At 59.8% G+C, this 14,960-nt stretch carries 14 protein-coding genes; 10 read left to right on the forward strand and 4 right to left on the reverse strand.

The features are described from left to right. Positions 1 to 256 precede the first annotated feature (256 nt). The 3 genes from RBB62_RS09490 to RBB62_RS09500 all read left to right on the forward strand — a co-directional run bounded on the left by RBB62_RS09490 (position 257) and on the right by RBB62_RS09500 (position 1,766). The gene (locus tag RBB62_RS09490; protein ID WP_309398528.1) at positions 257 to 706 is read left to right on the forward strand and encodes a hypothetical protein; all 450 of its coding nucleotides are present in this window, start codon (positions 257 to 259) and stop codon (positions 704 to 706) included. Positions 707 to 883: 177 nt separating this feature from the next. Beyond that, positions 884 to 1,213, forward strand: a complete 330-nt coding sequence (locus RBB62_RS09495; RefSeq protein WP_309398529.1) for a hypothetical protein — start codon at positions 884 to 886, stop codon at positions 1,211 to 1,213. A gap of 181 nt (positions 1,214 to 1,394) precedes the next feature. After that, positions 1,395 to 1,766: a hypothetical protein gene (locus RBB62_RS09500; RefSeq protein WP_309398530.1), complete on the forward strand. Its 372-nt coding sequence runs from the start codon at positions 1,395 to 1,397 to the stop codon at positions 1,764 to 1,766. 51 nt (positions 1,767 to 1,817) lie between these two features. Here the strand turns inward: RBB62_RS09500 and RBB62_RS09505 are convergent, their stop codons facing one another. Next, positions 1,818 to 2,114: a hypothetical protein gene (locus RBB62_RS09505; RefSeq protein WP_309398531.1), complete on the reverse strand. Its 297-nt coding sequence runs from the start codon at positions 2,112 to 2,114 to the stop codon at positions 1,818 to 1,820. Between the two features lie 211 nt (positions 2,115 to 2,325). On the opposite strand from RBB62_RS09505, the gene RBB62_RS09510 reads away from it, so the two are divergent. From RBB62_RS09510 to RBB62_RS09530, 5 genes are all read left to right on the forward strand, one after another. Next, positions 2,326 to 3,765 (forward strand): phage terminase large subunit family protein, encoded by a 1,440-nt coding sequence (locus RBB62_RS09510; RefSeq protein ID WP_309398533.1) that lies wholly within the window; start codon positions 2,326 to 2,328, stop codon positions 3,763 to 3,765. A 140-nt stretch (positions 3,766 to 3,905) separates the two neighbouring features. Further along, on the forward strand, positions 3,906 to 5,084 hold the full coding sequence (locus RBB62_RS09515) for a phage portal protein family protein (protein WP_309398534.1): 1,179 nt from the start codon (positions 3,906 to 3,908) through the stop codon (positions 5,082 to 5,084). Positions 5,085 to 5,169: 85 nt separating this feature from the next. After that, on the forward strand, positions 5,170 to 6,057 hold the full coding sequence (locus RBB62_RS09520; RefSeq protein ID WP_309398536.1) for a phage protease: 888 nt from the start codon (positions 5,170 to 5,172) through the stop codon (positions 6,055 to 6,057). Between the two features lie 63 nt (positions 6,058 to 6,120). Further along, on the forward strand, positions 6,121 to 6,663 hold the full coding sequence (locus RBB62_RS09525) for a capsid cement protein (RefSeq protein ID WP_309398537.1): 543 nt from the start codon (positions 6,121 to 6,123) through the stop codon (positions 6,661 to 6,663). A gap of 48 nt (positions 6,664 to 6,711) precedes the next feature. Continuing rightward, the gene (locus RBB62_RS09530; RefSeq protein ID WP_309398538.1) at positions 6,712 to 7,635 is read left to right on the forward strand and encodes a hypothetical protein; all 924 of its coding nucleotides are present in this window, start codon (positions 6,712 to 6,714) and stop codon (positions 7,633 to 7,635) included. Positions 7,636 to 7,855: 220 nt separating this feature from the next. On the opposite strand, the gene RBB62_RS09535 is transcribed toward RBB62_RS09530, so the two are convergent. From RBB62_RS09535 to RBB62_RS09545, 3 genes are all read right to left on the reverse strand, one after another. After that, on the reverse strand, positions 7,856 to 8,425 hold the full coding sequence (locus RBB62_RS09535; RefSeq protein WP_309398539.1) for a DNA-3-methyladenine glycosylase I: 570 nt from the start codon (positions 8,423 to 8,425) through the stop codon (positions 7,856 to 7,858). After that, positions 8,422 to 10,437: a thioredoxin domain-containing protein gene (locus tag RBB62_RS09540; RefSeq protein WP_309398540.1), complete on the reverse strand. Its 2,016-nt coding sequence runs from the start codon at positions 10,435 to 10,437 to the stop codon at positions 8,422 to 8,424. Before RBB62_RS09540 ends, RBB62_RS09535 begins: the two co-directional genes overlap by 4 nt. Positions 10,438 to 10,755: 318 nt before the next feature. Continuing rightward, the gene (locus RBB62_RS09545; RefSeq protein WP_309398541.1) at positions 10,756 to 12,567 is read right to left on the reverse strand and encodes a cation:proton antiporter; all 1,812 of its coding nucleotides are present in this window, start codon (positions 12,565 to 12,567) and stop codon (positions 10,756 to 10,758) included. A gap of 128 nt (positions 12,568 to 12,695) precedes the next feature. On the opposite strand from RBB62_RS09545, the gene RBB62_RS09550 reads away from it, so the two are divergent. After that, positions 12,696 to 14,285 (forward strand): aspartate:alanine exchanger family transporter, encoded by a 1,590-nt coding sequence (locus tag RBB62_RS09550; protein WP_309398542.1) that lies wholly within the window; start codon positions 12,696 to 12,698, stop codon positions 14,283 to 14,285. 163 nt (positions 14,286 to 14,448) lie between these two features. Then, the gene (locus tag RBB62_RS09555) at positions 14,449 to 14,913 is read left to right on the forward strand and encodes a VOC family protein (protein ID WP_309398543.1); all 465 of its coding nucleotides are present in this window, start codon (positions 14,449 to 14,451) and stop codon (positions 14,911 to 14,913) included. Positions 14,914 to 14,960: the final 47 nt, after the last annotated feature.

Here is a 14,960-nt window from a genome sequence, read left to right on the forward strand (position 1 = left end):
CTGAGCCAACTGAACCTGTGTAGCCAGCTGAGCCATTTACGCCCGGAAAAAACTTTGTTATTATTTAGCCATCGTCAGGGGCGAACGGGCAGACCGCCGGTTCCAACCAAATGGCAAACACCACCATCAACGCACTTCTCATAAAACGCCAACCGCAAACCGTCCGGTCTCCCCGTTCGCCCCTGACGAAACTCTGCAACACAAAGTAAAAAATCACTCATCCTAATTCTTAAAACCTAATTCCTAAAACTTCGCCATGAATCCAGCATTCCCAGCCGAACTCATCACCCTTGTGGGCTCCTCGCTCATGGGCGGCATGATGAAAATGTGGGCCATGTCCAACGCCGCTCGCCGCGAAGAGCGACTGCTCGCCATGCAAGCGCTCAACCAACAAGCCGGCCATATCGACAGTGCCCGCCGCTACTCCAACTCAGGCTTTCAATGGACGCGTCGCGTCATTGCGCTGACCTGTGTTTTCTCCGTCATCGCCCTGCCAAAGATCATCGCCATTTGGCGTCCCGACATCCTCATGCAGGTCGGATACCCAGAGCTCGAAGAAGGCTTTTGGTTCTTCACCAACGACGTGGAAAAAATCCACTGGAAGGAAGTCCGCGGCCTCACCATCACCCCGCTCGACACCCACCTGCTCAGTGCGATCGTCGGTCTCTACTTCGGCGGCTCGCTCGCCGGCCACAACCGCTTCTAACTTTGCAATGCAAAGTTATAACGTTCGTAAAGTGTGTAGATTCGTAAAGTTCAAACGCCCACAACCCTACGAATCCACGAACCTACACACCTACACACCTACACACCCTACACACCTTACACACTCTACACACCCTACACACCCTACACACCTACACACCTACGAACTTATAATGAAATGAATGCCAATCCTGAATTCCTCGGTTCACTCGTCCTGGCGGGCGCCACACTCCTCGGCGGTCTGCTCTTGATCATGCGACTCCGCGAACACTTCACGGAGTCGCCCGACCCCAAGCTCACCTACGCCACTCAAGCTCAGCTTCACCAACTGCGCAAGGAACTGACCGCCCACCAACGCGACATCAAAACCGACCACGGCGACATCCATCGCCTCATCCGACAAAACGCCGAACACATCGCCGCCCTCATTGCGCAGTCCAAAATCTACAACCAGCGCATCACTGAGTTCGACGCCAAGTTCGACAACCTCCACTCCCGCCAACGCTAGCTCTGCATCGCAAAGTAAAACCCATAAACTAAAGCCAAAGACTTTGCGTTACAAAGTTACTCGCTAACTCCCGCCATCCCCCAACGTCCCACTCAACCCGGCGTCGCAAATCCACGCGGCGCCGGGCGGGGCCCCCGCATACCGATTTCCCACCCTACACACCCTACACACCTTAACTACCATGAACAACCAAGACCAACTCCGCGCCGCACGCCGCCAAGTCGAGCAGATCCTCGAATCCGCCTGCCCGGGCCACAACATGGCCGAGGCCTCCCTCGCCGTCACATGGGAAAACCTCTTCTCCCAACTCTGCGAACTCAAACACCTCGACCTCGCCGAACTCAACGTCATCTCAGCCGTCATCCACAAGCTCGTCGGCGCCTTCACTCAGCTCAAGTCACTCGAACTCAAGGTCCACGACGCCGACATCAAACGCGCCGAGTTCGAGCTCAAGCGCGCCCAACTCGAACAAGCCCTCGAAGCCACTACGCGCCCCGGCGGCCTCACCCCCGAAGTCCTCCAGGAAATCGAGCAAAAGCTCAACCTCCTCTAACGCACTTACACACCTACACACTCACGCACTTACACACCAACACCCATGCCATCAATTATTATTAAAATCGATCCGATTCAGCTTCTGCACAAACTGCTCATAAAACGCATTGCCCGTGCGGAGTGTCTTCTCCGGAACGTCCAGCGTATCCCACTCAGCGCCGCTCACGAGATTCAGAATCGCCACCTTCCCTTCATAGGTATCGAGCCGCCACAGGTCGCCTTCCGCTGACACCAGAAAAACGTAGCGCCCGCCCTGCTGTTGTATCAGCCGATCCAGCTTCGCATTCAGCGACTCAATGCTCGTTGAGCCCGTCGTCTTCTTCGACTGCGCCTGCGCTGTGCCCATCAATCCAATCAAAAGGGCAATCATTACAACCCCCATCCGCCAACTAAAAATGTGTGTGTTCATCAACACACAATGCCACACGCCCTCCCCCCTGTCAATCACCGCCACCCCCCACAAAAAACCCTACACACCTTACACACCTACACACCCTACCCACCTTACACACCCTACACACCCTACCCACCTTACACACCTTACAAACATCCCTCCCATGTCCTTCTTCCTCCCATACCAGCAGCGCTGGATCGCTGACCCCGCGCCTTTCAAAATCATGGAAAAGTCGCGCCAAGTCGGCATCTCCTGGGCCAGTGCCTACGCCTGCGTCCGCCGCGCCGCCCGCCACGGCCAGCGTCTCGACACCTGGGTCAGCTCCCGCGACGCCATTCAGGCGCAGCTGTTCTTGGAAGACTGCCGCGCCTTCGCCGACACATTGAACCTCGCTGCCACTCAACTCGTAGCCCCCCTCCTCCCGGGTAAAAACAGTGCCAACAACCAAACGCTTCGCTTCGCCACCGGCCCGCGCATTCACTCCCTCACCAGCAACCCCGATGCGCAGGCCGGCAAGCGCGGAGCCCGCGTGCTCGACGAGTTCGCGCTCCACCGCAACCCCCGCCAACTCTACGCCATCGCCGCGCCCGGCCTCACCTGGGGCGGCCAGCTGGAGATCATTTCCACACACCGAGGCGCGCAAAATTACTTCAACGAGCTCGTCAACGAAGCACGCCACGGCGGCAACCCCAAGGGCATCTCCCTGCACCGCGTCACTCTCGAAGACGCACTCGACCAAGGCTTCCTGGCGCGCCTCAAAACCAAGCTCCCCGCCGACGACCCACGCCAGCAAATGGACGACGCCGACTACTTTAACTTTGTGCGGCAAAGTTGCACGGACGAAGAAACCTTTCTCCAAGAGTACTGCTGCGTCCCTGCCGACGACCAAAGCTCCTTCCTGCCTTGGGACCTCATTGCCGCTGCTGAATACAGCGAGCAAGACACCTGGGAACTCGACCTGCTCACCCTTAAGATCGGAAGCCGGAAATCAGAGATCGAAAATCAGAAGTCAGAGATCCGACCTCCGTCCTCCGAACACCGACCTCCGAACACCGTCCACCGGGACTCCGTATTCTACCTCGGCGTCGATATCGGACGCGACCACGACCTCTCAGTCTTCTGGCTCGTCGAAGCCATCGGCGACCAAACTTTGTCACGCAAAGTAATCTGCCTGCGCGACACGCCGTTTGCCGAGCAAGAGGCCACGCTCGACTCCCTCATGCGCCTGCCCGGCCTTCGCCGCGCCTGCATCGACCAGACCGGCCTCGGGCGCCAGTTCGCCGAGCGTGCCCGCGAACGCTATGGTCGCTACCGCATCGAAGGCGTCACCTTCACACCCGCGCTGAAAGAGTCCCTCGCCTACCCGCTCCGCAGCGCCCTCGAGGAGCGCCGCGTAAAGATCCCACATTGCAAGGACATCCGCGCCGACCTGCGCGCCATCAAAAAAGAAGCCACCACAGCAGGCCACATCCGTTTCAGCGCCGACCGCGGCCCCAGCGGTCACGCCGATCGATTCTGGGCACTCGCCCTCGCCCTGCATGCTTCCACTAAAACCAAGCCACGCCTCCACCTGCAACGCATTCAGCTCTCACGCCCTTACTAACTCTGCAACGCAAAGCAAACGAACGGCGATGAAAGAGCATGGCCCGCAATCCCACCACACAGCGGCTTGTCTGGAGACTGCGCCCTACCTTTTCCAACACACCTAAAACTTAAAACCTAATTCCTAAAACCTAACCGACCATGAAAACAGCCACCGCCATCCATCCTAACCGACTGCGCCGCTCCCGCCGCGCCGCATTCAGCCCCGTCCGCAACCTCACGCCTGAGAGCCTCACCCGCCAGCTCGACGCATTTCACGCTGGCTCGCTCGCCGAGGCCGCCCGTCTGTGGGAAGTCATCGAGCAGCGCGACGACATCGTTAAATCCGTTGCCACCAAGCGCAAGAAGGCACCCGCACGTTTCGGCTGGGACATCATTGCCGAGGACAGCTCGCCGCAAGCTTTGCGTCACAAAGCTTCACTAGAGCAGTTTTATCAAAACGTCGAAGCCACCAGCGCCGTCGACCAAAACGAACGCGGCGGCATGGGCCTGCTCATTCGCCAAATGATGGACGCCATCGGCAAGCGTTACGCCGTCCACGAAATCGTCTGGCGCCCACAGGCTGGCGCCGAGGCGTCGCTCAGCGCGAGCTTCCGCTTCGTCCCGCTCTGGTTCTTTGAAAACCGCACCGGCGCGCTACGCCTCCTCCCCAACGACGCCGCGCAGGAAGGCCAAAGCCTCCGCGACGGCGAGTGGCTCATCACCACCGGCGACGGCCTCATGGAGGCGACCAGCGTGGCCTACCTCTTCAAGCACCTCCCCCTCCGCGACTGGCTCGTCTACTGCGAGCGCAACGGCATGCCCGGCGTCCGCGGCGTGACCGACGCCACACCTGGCAGCGCCGAGTGGGATGAGGCTCTCGACGCCGTTCAGCAGTTTGGCACGGACTTCCGCGCCCTCATGTCGACCGGCACCGAGATCGAAGTCGTCGACCTCACCCACGGCAACAGCCTCCCCTACCCAGCCCTCATCGAACGCATGGATAAAACCATTGCCACGCTCTGGCGCGGCTCGCCGATGGGCACCATCCAGGACAGTGGCACCGGCATCAGCCTCATGGGCAAAGAGACCGCGCTGATCGAACGCGAAGATGTCACCCACCTATCAGAAATCCTCCACGGTCAGGTCGACCGCTGGGTTACACAATACCTCTTCGGCGAGGCACCCCGCGCTCGCATCCAGATCCGTCATAAAGACGCGGGCCCATCGGTCAATGAAGTCGACGAAACCCGCGAAGTCATCGCCGAAGCCTTGCCCAAAGCATTCGGCAGTTTCTTCCAACGCTTTTTCCAACCGCAAACTTTGCAAGACAAAGCTTAACCACCAACCGCACGACGACGACACGCATCGCCCTCCACCTTACCCACCCTACACACCCTACCCACCTTACACACCCTACCCACTTATGAACCAATCCATCACCTCCACCGGTCTCTGCAACGAGATCCCCTCCGTCACGCAGCGCAGCAGCGCCTGGCTCCGCCTCGCCGAGTATGGCGACTGGCCGCACAGCCAGGGACTGCAACGCTTTAACCGCTCGTCCGCCGAGCAGCTCGTGAGGCATTTCAAGAGCCTGCGCGGTCGCCTCGCCCGCAAGTTCGGCGGCCTGCCGGTTTACATCGGTCATCCGGACGACGAGCACTTTGCAGGACAAAGTGGCCACGCTGACACCCGCGCCTATGCGTGGATCGAAGCGCTCGACGCTCGCCCGGACGGGCTCTACGTCCTCCCCCGCTGGTCCGACGCCGGCCAGAACCTGCTCCGCAATGCGTTCTATAAATTCCTCTCACCGCGCTGGGCGATGAAGCCGCTCGGCGACGGCGTCTTCGAGCCCGTCCGCCTGATCTCCGTCGGTCTAACGAACCAGCCCAATATCCCGGGCGACGCCATCGCCAACGAAGCCACCGGCGACGATGCTTCCCCCTCCCCCCAGGTCAACGCCGATGCCGACTGGACCAACGTCCTTGCCAACGAGCGACAGGAGCGCATCGGCGTCATCCTCGACAACGCAGTCCTCACCGGCGTCATCGCGCCAAACGAACGCGAGCGCTGGCAGGCGGGCCTCACTGCGGACTTCGAGCTCGGCCTCAGTGAGCTCAAGACCCGCCGCCCCTCCCTGAAGACCACCGCCAGCACGCTGAACCTAAACCTCCGCCAGGCCAGCAACGCGAGCCGCGGCTTTCTGGACCACGTGAACGAGCGCATTGCGCAAACCGGCGAACCTTTCGCCACGGCATGGAAAGCCGTCAAGCAAGAGCGCCCGGAGCTCTTTGAAGAACTCAATACTTTTTAACGCAAAGTAGCTCTGTGCTGCAAAGCGTTTAACCCAAAACAACCAAGATAGAAAAACAAAATCATGAATACACTAAACGATATCCTCCGCGCCCTCTTCGGCTCGCGCCCCGTCTTTGCGAATGTCGCAACCGGCGTCCACGAAGGCGGCCTGACCCGTAAACTGTCCTACGCAATTAGCGAACGTTACTTGCTCGGCGCTGGCACCTTGAGCGAAAGTGAAGTAACGCTTTGCGGCTCAGACCAAATGCCGCTCGGCGTGATCACTGACTCAGGCAGCGCTGGCGACTACGTCAATGTAGCGCCGTTGGGCAACGCGTCTTCAACACTGCTGATGGTCGCCAGCGAGGCGATTACCGCCGGTAGTCCGGTCTATGTCGCAGACGACGGCCAAGTACAGAACGAACCGGAGTTCGCCGGTGAGTATTACCACGTCGGCCATGCACTGAGCTCCGCCAGCACCGCAGGAGATCTGATCGAAGTGATCCCGCAAACACCCGCGAAGACGATCATCATCGACGCCTTTACCGGCACGGCCAGCTCCGACATCGCATCGCTGGGCGCCGCGCTCGCGGATGCGCCCGACAAAGTGATCGTCCTCTCCTAACCCTCCCCCCCTCCAATCCATAAAACAAACTCCCAAGCAAAAAACATCATGACTACACCCGCCATCAATGAAATCCACGCGGCCAACGAAAGCCGTTTTAACGCCGCTCACTTCAGCGAAGCCCTCACCGCGTTTACCGTCGGTTGGAAAGACCCGGAGAACCTCGCCGCGCTGCTCGACTTTGTCGCGCCGAGCGTGCCGGTCGGCCGTCGTTTTGAGTTCCAGAAAGCGAACAACGCCGAGGCGTTTTTCTCCGAGACGGATGACATCCGCGCAATCGGCAGCGCCTTCAAGCGCGTCGAATACACCGGCGAAATCGTTCAGGCAAAAACGCTCAACAAGGGCCTGACAATCCGCATCGACCACGACGAGATCACCACCGACGACTGGGAAGAGCGCACCGTGCAAATCCTGCTCCAACGCCTGTGGCGCAATGAGCTCCGCCGCGCCATCACCGCGCTCGACACTGCCGCGACCAATGCAGCCAAGGTGTGGGACAACGCGAGCAACCCAGACGGCGACTTGCGCGCCATGCTCATTGCCGCAGCAGATGAATCTGGCGTGCGCCCGAACCGCCTCATCCTCGGTGAAGGCGCGTGGGATCTCCGCGCGAGCGCCTATGAAAGCCAAGACAACGCCGGCGCCAATGCAGGCGCGAGCTACACGCTCGATCAACTCGCCAAGAAGCTCTTCCTGGAAGATGCCCGCGTGTTCTCCTCGCGTTACCAAAGCACGGCTTCGGCCAAAAGCGCCATTGTCGGCAACGCGGTTTACGCGTTCTTCGGCCAACAGGCGCTGAGCAAGGACGAGCCGTCGAACCTGAAGCGCTTCGTCACCCCCACCGACGGCGGCGACTTCCGCGTGTATCGCGAAGACCACGCGAAGTTCACCGACATCACCGTGGAGCACTACAGCTCCGTCATCGCCACCAGCGACCTCGGCGTGCGCAAGCTCTCGGTGTCCGCCTCCTAACCTCAATACAACGAACTAAACCAACTGTGTTGCCGAGTTAACTAAAGCGCGCGCGGGCCGTCCGATCCGGTCCGCGCGTCAGCGTCTCACTGAACGAGAGATTTTTCCAGCATGCAACGAAACCAAACTGGTCATAAGGACGGTGTTAAGAAGGGGTGTTACAAAATGCGGCTGAAGGTGAGTGCGATGACTCGGAACAATCAGCCCCCCTTTGACTTGTTTAGCCCCGCAATTCTTGATGCCGGAAACAATCAGTCGTGTGGTCGTTGACCATGCCGACGGCCTGCATGAAGGCGTAGCAGATGGTGGAACCGACGAAGTTGAAGCCGCGCTTTTTTAAGTCCTTGCTCAGGGCGTCGGAGATCGTGGTCTTTGCGGGGACTTCGGACAGCGAGCTCCAGGTATTTTGGATCGGCGCGCCATCGACGAAGCGCCACAGGTAGTTGTTGAAGCTGCCAAATTCTTCGATGATCGCCAGCGTGCCGCGGGCGTTCTTCACGAGTGATTCCACCTTCAGCCGGTTGCGGATGATGCCCTCGTTCGCGAGGAGTGTTTCCAAATCCTTGGGCCCAAATTCCGCTATGCGCGCGTAGTCGAAATCGTGCAGCGCTGCGCGGTAGTGCTCGCGTTTGCGGAGGACAGTTATCCAGCTGAGGCCGGCCTGCGCGCCTTCGAGGATGATGAATTCAAAGAGCTTGCGGTCGTCGTGAACGGGGACGCCCCACTCGCGGTCGTGGTAGTCGACGTAGAGCGGGTCATCGCCGCACCATTCACAACGATGCGGGCTCATAGGTTTTCGGCCAGCGTGGCGGCGTCGGTGGTGGGCGCGAGGCATTGCGTGCCCACGCAGAGCTGGAAGCCGTCGGGCTGCGCGGCGTCGTCGGTGGTTTGCAGGAAGACGGGGCGCCACGGGCGGGCGCTGATCGCGTCGCGCAGGGCGTCGAGGTCTTGCGCGCCTTTGATCTTAACCACTGGAATGCCGACGGCGCTGTGTGTAAAGCCGGACAGCGCATGCGCGGCGGCGCTGGGCGCACGCTGGGCAATGCCGGTGTAGGCCGGGCGGAGCGCCTGGAGCTGCGCCTCGTAGTCGCCGGCGCCGGTCAGCGCGTAGAGCGCCGCGTAAACCTGCACCATGGCCGAGTTGCCCGCGGGCGTGGCGTTGTCGAACCACGTTTTCTTGCGGGTGACGAGGTCGGTCTGGTCGTCGGCGGTGAAGAAGCAGCCCGGCATGTTCGGGTCGGTAAAGCGCTCCTGAATCGTGTTGACGAGCGCGATGGCGCGGTCGAGGTAAACCTGCGATGCGCCGGGCTCGATCCAGTCAACTTTGCCACACAAAGTAAGCAAGGCTTCGGCGAACCACGCATAGTCGTCCAGGCGGCCATCGTAGCGCGCGCCTTCGCCGCTGTAGTAAACAGCCTTGAGGCGCGTGTAGCCGTCGGCGTCTTCGCTGGCAAAGGTTTCCCAGAGCCAGTCGGCGACTTCGCGCGCGCGCTCGATCCACGCCTTCTCGCCAAAGGCGAAGCCCGCGGTGGTCAGTCCGCGGACGACGAGGCTGTTCCACGACAGGAGCACCTTCTCGTCGAGCCCGGGGGCGATGCGCTCTTGCCGCGCGGCCAATACTTTGCGACGCAAAGGTTCCAGCGACTGGCGCTTCTCAAAGCTGTCGTAAACGAACGCGGGGTTCGTCGTGCCGTGCTCGAAGTTGCCCTTCTCGGTGATGTTGTAGGCGTCGCAGAACGTGGCGCCGTCTTCCTCGCCGAGGATGGCTTTGATCTCCTCGGGTTTCCACACGTAGTATTTGCCTTCTTCGCCTTCGCTATCGGCATCGAGCGCGGCGCGCCAGGCGCCTTCGGGGGCACGCATTTCGCGCTCCAGCCAGGCTAAGGTTTCTTCGGCGACGGCGCGAAACATCGGGTCGCCGTAGCGCTGCCAGCCCTTGGCGTAAACGTCGAGCAGCAAGCCGTTGTCGTAGAGCATTTTTTCGAAGTGCGGGATCAGCCACAGCTTGTCCACACTGTAGCGGGAGAAGCCGCCGCCGACCTGGTCAAACAAGCCGCCGTGGGCCATGCCCTTGAGCGTCATGCGCGCCACTTTGTCGATGCGCTGGGCGAGCTCGGGCTTCGCCTCGCAGGCGGCCGATCCGCGCACGGCGAGCAAGAAGTCGAGCGTCATCGAGGGCGGGAATTTCGGGGCCTCGCCAAAGCCGCCCCACTCGTCGTCGTGCTGGGTGCAGATGCCCTCGGCGGCGGTGATCAGGTGCTGGCCTTCGAGGTCTTCGCCGGTGGCGCCGATGGGCTTGTTGCCCTCGGTCATGTTCTTCAAAATGTTGTCCGCATTCTCCTCCAGCTCGTCGCGATTCTTCTGGTAGTAGTCGGAGATGCGCATGATGAGCTGGGGCCACGGGACGATGCCCTGGCCGCGGTCTTCCGGCGGGAAGTAGGTGCCGCCAAAGAACGGGCGCCCGTCCGGCAGGCAAAAGGCGTTGAGCGGCCAGCCGCCGCGCTGGGTGATCATCTGCACGGCCTCCATGTAGATCTGGTCCACGTCGGGGTGCTCCTCGCGGTCGACCTTGATGCACACGAAGTGCTGGTTCATCAGGCGCGCGATGGTGGGGTTTTCAAAGCTCTCGTGCGCCATCACGTGGCACCAGTGGCAGGCGCTGTAGCCCACGGAAACGAGCACGGGCTTGCCGTGGCGTTTGGCTTCGGCAAAGGCTTCTTCGCCCCACGGATGCCAGTCGACGGGGTTGTCCGCGTGCTGGCGCAGGTAAAGACTCGGGGATTCGGCTAGGCGATTCGGCATAAAAATTACAGAGCGGATTTCAAATAAAGCAGGATGCCGACGACGGCCCCCGCCGCTGCGAGGAGCCCGATCACGGCGCACCCGATCGGGATTTGGCGCACGCCTTCCCCGCACCGTCCGCAATAGTCGGCGTCTTTGGGCAAAGGGTTTTCGCATTCTCGACAGACTCTCTTACTCATCGACGGTTAGCTTGGGCCGTGAGCGCGCGGAGACCAGCGTAAAGTTCGAAGCCGCACCACAGGCTCAACCATTGGGAATGACGGGCGACTGACGCTCGACCATCCTTTCACCTTCTTGCGCCAAGCGATAGCGACGCGATTATTCTCCCTCGGCAGCCAAGCGCATGAAGACCAGGGTGGCGCCCTCCTTCGGGCTGATCTTAGATTTCGCGTTGAAGATGTGGACGTCGCCCTCCTCTTCAATGCAAAAAAGCAGCACCGCGCGCGCGCCGTATTCTTCATCGAAGGCGGACATATCGAAATTCTCGCGCAGCGTGATGTGTTCGAAAGTGGCGCCGCCAGCCAACTGCTTTTCAAAGAAGCCGTAAGTCGCATCTTCAGCAAACAGCGGGTTCATCTTCTTGGACTGGTTGTCCTGAGGGTTGGTGCTCTTCTCCGGAAGCAGGTGGTAGATATCGGCGCGCTCGATGTAGTCATGCAGCGTGGTCTGGGCAAAGGCGTTGACCTCGTCATTGGCGGTCAGTGCGACGGCGTGGCCGATGTTGGAGAAATCCAGCTCCTCCAGGAATTCTTCGGAAAAGACATTACCGGGGTGTGCGGTCAGCTCTTGCCGACGCGCACGGTGAACATGAAAGCGGTTGGAGTCGATCAGGACGACATCGCCGCCGGCCTGTTTGAGCTCACTTGCCATTTTAATGGCCCAGTCGTGCGCGCCGATAAACAATACGCCCTGCGGGTCCAGGTTGGACAGCCCGAGCTTGGCCGAAAGCGGCGCCGCTAACAGCCCATAAAAACCCACCGTCCCTACGACCACGAGCAGCATGACGGCCATCATTTTATCGGCATCGGCCACCCCTGCTTCTGAGAGCTTGAGCGTGAAAAGCGATGTCAGCGCCACGGCCACAATCCCTCGCGGGGCGAGCATCATGAGCAGCACGCGCTCTTTCCAGGACGTGCCCGAGCCGATGGTCGACACGAGAATCGCCGCCGGGCGCACGATGACGATCAAGCCCACCACGAAAAGCACACTGTTAACACTGATCGCGTTGACCGTCTCCGGTGAAACCCGCGCCGCCAGCAAGATAAACAACATCGAGATGAGCAGGATTTGCAGGTTCTCCTTAAAAGCCGAGATGTGACGCACGTCGAAGAGCTTTTGGTTGCCCATGATGATGCCCAGCAGCGTCACAGTCAGCAGGCCAGATTCTTCCTGGAGGTGATTCGAGACGCCAAATGAACCCAACACCAGCGCGAGGACCACGAAATTGTGCAAAAACTCAGGCAGCAATTTCAGCTTCACCAAGCCAAGGAGCAGACCGCCACTAAGCGCCGAGAAGATAACGCCGATGCCAATTGTTTTCAGCAAGCCCAGCATTACGATCATGCTGCCAGCCATATCTTCGTGCCCATGACCGCCACCCCGGTTTGAGAGCAAGACCTCAAATACGAGCACTGCCAGGATCACACCAATGGGATCATTAAGAATACCCTCCCACTTGGCCATGTATTTGACCTTCCCGCGTGGGCGAATGGTGCGCAACATTGGCCCGATCACCGTCGGCCCAGTCACGGTCAACAGCGCGGCAAACAAGGCGCTCAGCATGCTGTCGAAGCCCAGAAAGAATTTGGCCAGCGCAAAGGTGATGCCCCAGGTAACGACCACGCCCAGCGACACCAGCCGGACAATCGTCACCCCGGCCTCTCGCAAGTCCGAAAATTTTAAGGTGAGTCCCCCCTCAAATAATATGATCGCCACCGCGGCCGAAACTATGGGAAAAAGAAGATCACCAAGCACTGCATCCGGGTTGATCCACCCAGTGACCGGTCCAACCAAGAATCCTGCTCCCAGCAAAAGCAGGATCGCCGGGATCTTGAGTTTCCAACCCACCCACTGCGCAATCGCGCCCAATGCGATGATCCAGGCGAAGCTGCCATAAATCGAAACCTCCATTGAGGCACAAGGCTTTGATTTTCAAAGCCCATCGCAACTCAAAAGAACATTAATGTTTTTTATTGCATAAATACTCAGAATTAGCATCACTTAAACCGCTTATGGAGGAAGGCGTTATACACACTCTGATGAGCAACCCGCTAATTGCGCTATTCGTGATTATTGGCAGTGGGCTGCTATTAGGACAAATATCGATCAAGGGGGTTAACCTTGGCAGCTCAGGCGTACTCTTTACCGCGCTACTAGCGGGGCACTTCCAGTATGGCCTACCAACGGCGATTGGGTCTGTCGGCTTGGTGCTCTTCGTGTATTGCGTAGGCATCGGCGCCGGGGGGCGCTTCTTCTCGGCGATTGCGCGCGAGGGTAGCCAACTGGCCTTATTGGCTTTGCTGATCGTCGTCATTGGAACCGCATTGGCCTATGGATTGGCGCTCGCGCTGGACATCCCGGCGGACTTGGCGGCGGGTATATTTGCAGGCTCCTTAACGAGCACACCGGCCCTCGCGGCAGCCAGCGAAAGCCTGTCCAACGTCGGGGAGTCGGCGCTGGTCATTGGCTACGGCATCGCCTACCCCTTTGGGGTCGCTGGGGTGGTAATCGTCATTCAGGTGCTGCCCAAGTTCCTGAAGTGGGATCTGAAAAAGGCCGCTGCCGAAGCCAAAGACCCGCGCGAAACCGAAGCCCGCGTCGAAAACGTCCTCGTCGAAGTGACTAACCCCAATCTCGAAGGCAAACGCATTTCCGAGAGCGGCCTGGCACAGTTCAATGCTTGTCAGGCATCTCGTGTCCAACGCGGCGAAAAGCTCGAACCGCTCAGCTACGACGACACGTTTCACGTCGGCCAGCGCCTCATGCTCGTCGGCCTGACCAAGGAGATCGGCATCGCGATAGACTACCTCGGCAAACGCTGCGACCAGTCCCCCCTGCGCGACGTAGAAAACGAGAAACGGGAGCTCGCCGTGACCAGCAAGGACTTTGCCGGTAAAAATTTACGCGACATCGCGCCGTTGAAAAACCACGGCGTCGTCATCACCCGCGTATCTCGCCTGGGCCTCACCTTTGTGCCCAACGCATCGACCGTGATTGAAAACCACGACGTACTGACCGTCGTTGGCCGCCCGGAAGCCATTAAAGGCTTCTCCGAAACCGTGGGCCACCGCAGTAACAGTGTCGACGAGACCGACTTGCTGTCGCTCTCCCTGGGCCTCGCCCTGGGGATCATTGTGGGCCTGATCCCGGTGAAGCTGCCCGGCGGCAGCCCCTTAACGCTTGGCCTCGCTGGCGGGCCGTTAATCACCGGCCTCGTGTTGGGTCACTTTGGCCGCGTAGGCCGCATCGTGGGGCATATTCCCCGCCCAACGCGCATGCTCTTGCAGGAATTTGGTCTCGTGCTGTTCCTCGCTGATGCTGGCGTCAAGGGCGGCGGCGCGCTCGTGGCGACCTTGCAGGAATACGGCTTCGTGCTCTTTGGCATGGGCGTCGTGCTGACCGTTGCGCCAATCGCCATTGCCCTGCCGATTGCGACCAAATTCTTCAAAATGAACATTCTACAGGCCTTGGGCGGCATCTGCGGTGGCATGACATCCACCCCCGCTCTGGGAGCCATCACCGCCAAGACCGACTCCCAGGCGCCGGTTGTCAGCTACGCTACCGCGTATCCGATCGCGCTGATCATGATGACGGTTTTTGCCAAGCTCCTCGTGTCCACCCTCTCCTGAGGCAGCGTGCCGCTGCACCCTAAGATTTTCCCATTGGGAAAATGCGGTGAGGCAGGAACCAGACGATTTCAATGCAGGCCCGGATGCACTTCCGGGCCTGTTTTATTACTTTCGTCGCAGCATTGTTGCACTAGAATCAATTGACATACGTTCAATTGTTCTCATGTTCATACCCATGCAACCACACAACCAATCCCTCACTATCTCCCTGACCGTCGTGGGCGCTGCCGCCGCTCTCGAACACTACCCCAAAGCCGTCAACGCCGAGCTCGTGCAAAAGTTCGCGATGCCCAATGGCGACATCGTGCACGCGACGCTGAAGATTCAGGACACACTGGTTTATCTGTCCGAAGAATTCCCCCAATGGAAAGCCCTGAGCCCGAAAACGTTGGGCGGCTGCCCGAGCCTGATCTGCCTGCAAGTCGAGGACCCCGATGCCGCACACGCGCAGGCCGTTGCGGCGGGTGCAGAAGTCATCGACCCGGTGCAGGACTACCTGTGGGGCGAACGTGGCGGCGTGGTCGTCGACCCCTTCGGCTACCGCTGGGCCTTCACCAAGCACATTGAGGACGTATCCGAGGAAGAAATGTTCCGCCGGGCCATGGAGCAAATGAGCGGCCAAGGATAGTTAATCAATTTTAACCGGCAGTCTGCATTGTCCGGTTGCCACGGTGG

Origin of the sequence: Cerasicoccus maritimus (assembly GCA_031296935.1) — a bacterium.
GTDB lineage: Bacteria > Verrucomicrobiota > Verrucomicrobiia > Opitutales > Cerasicoccaceae > Cerasicoccus > Cerasicoccus maritimus.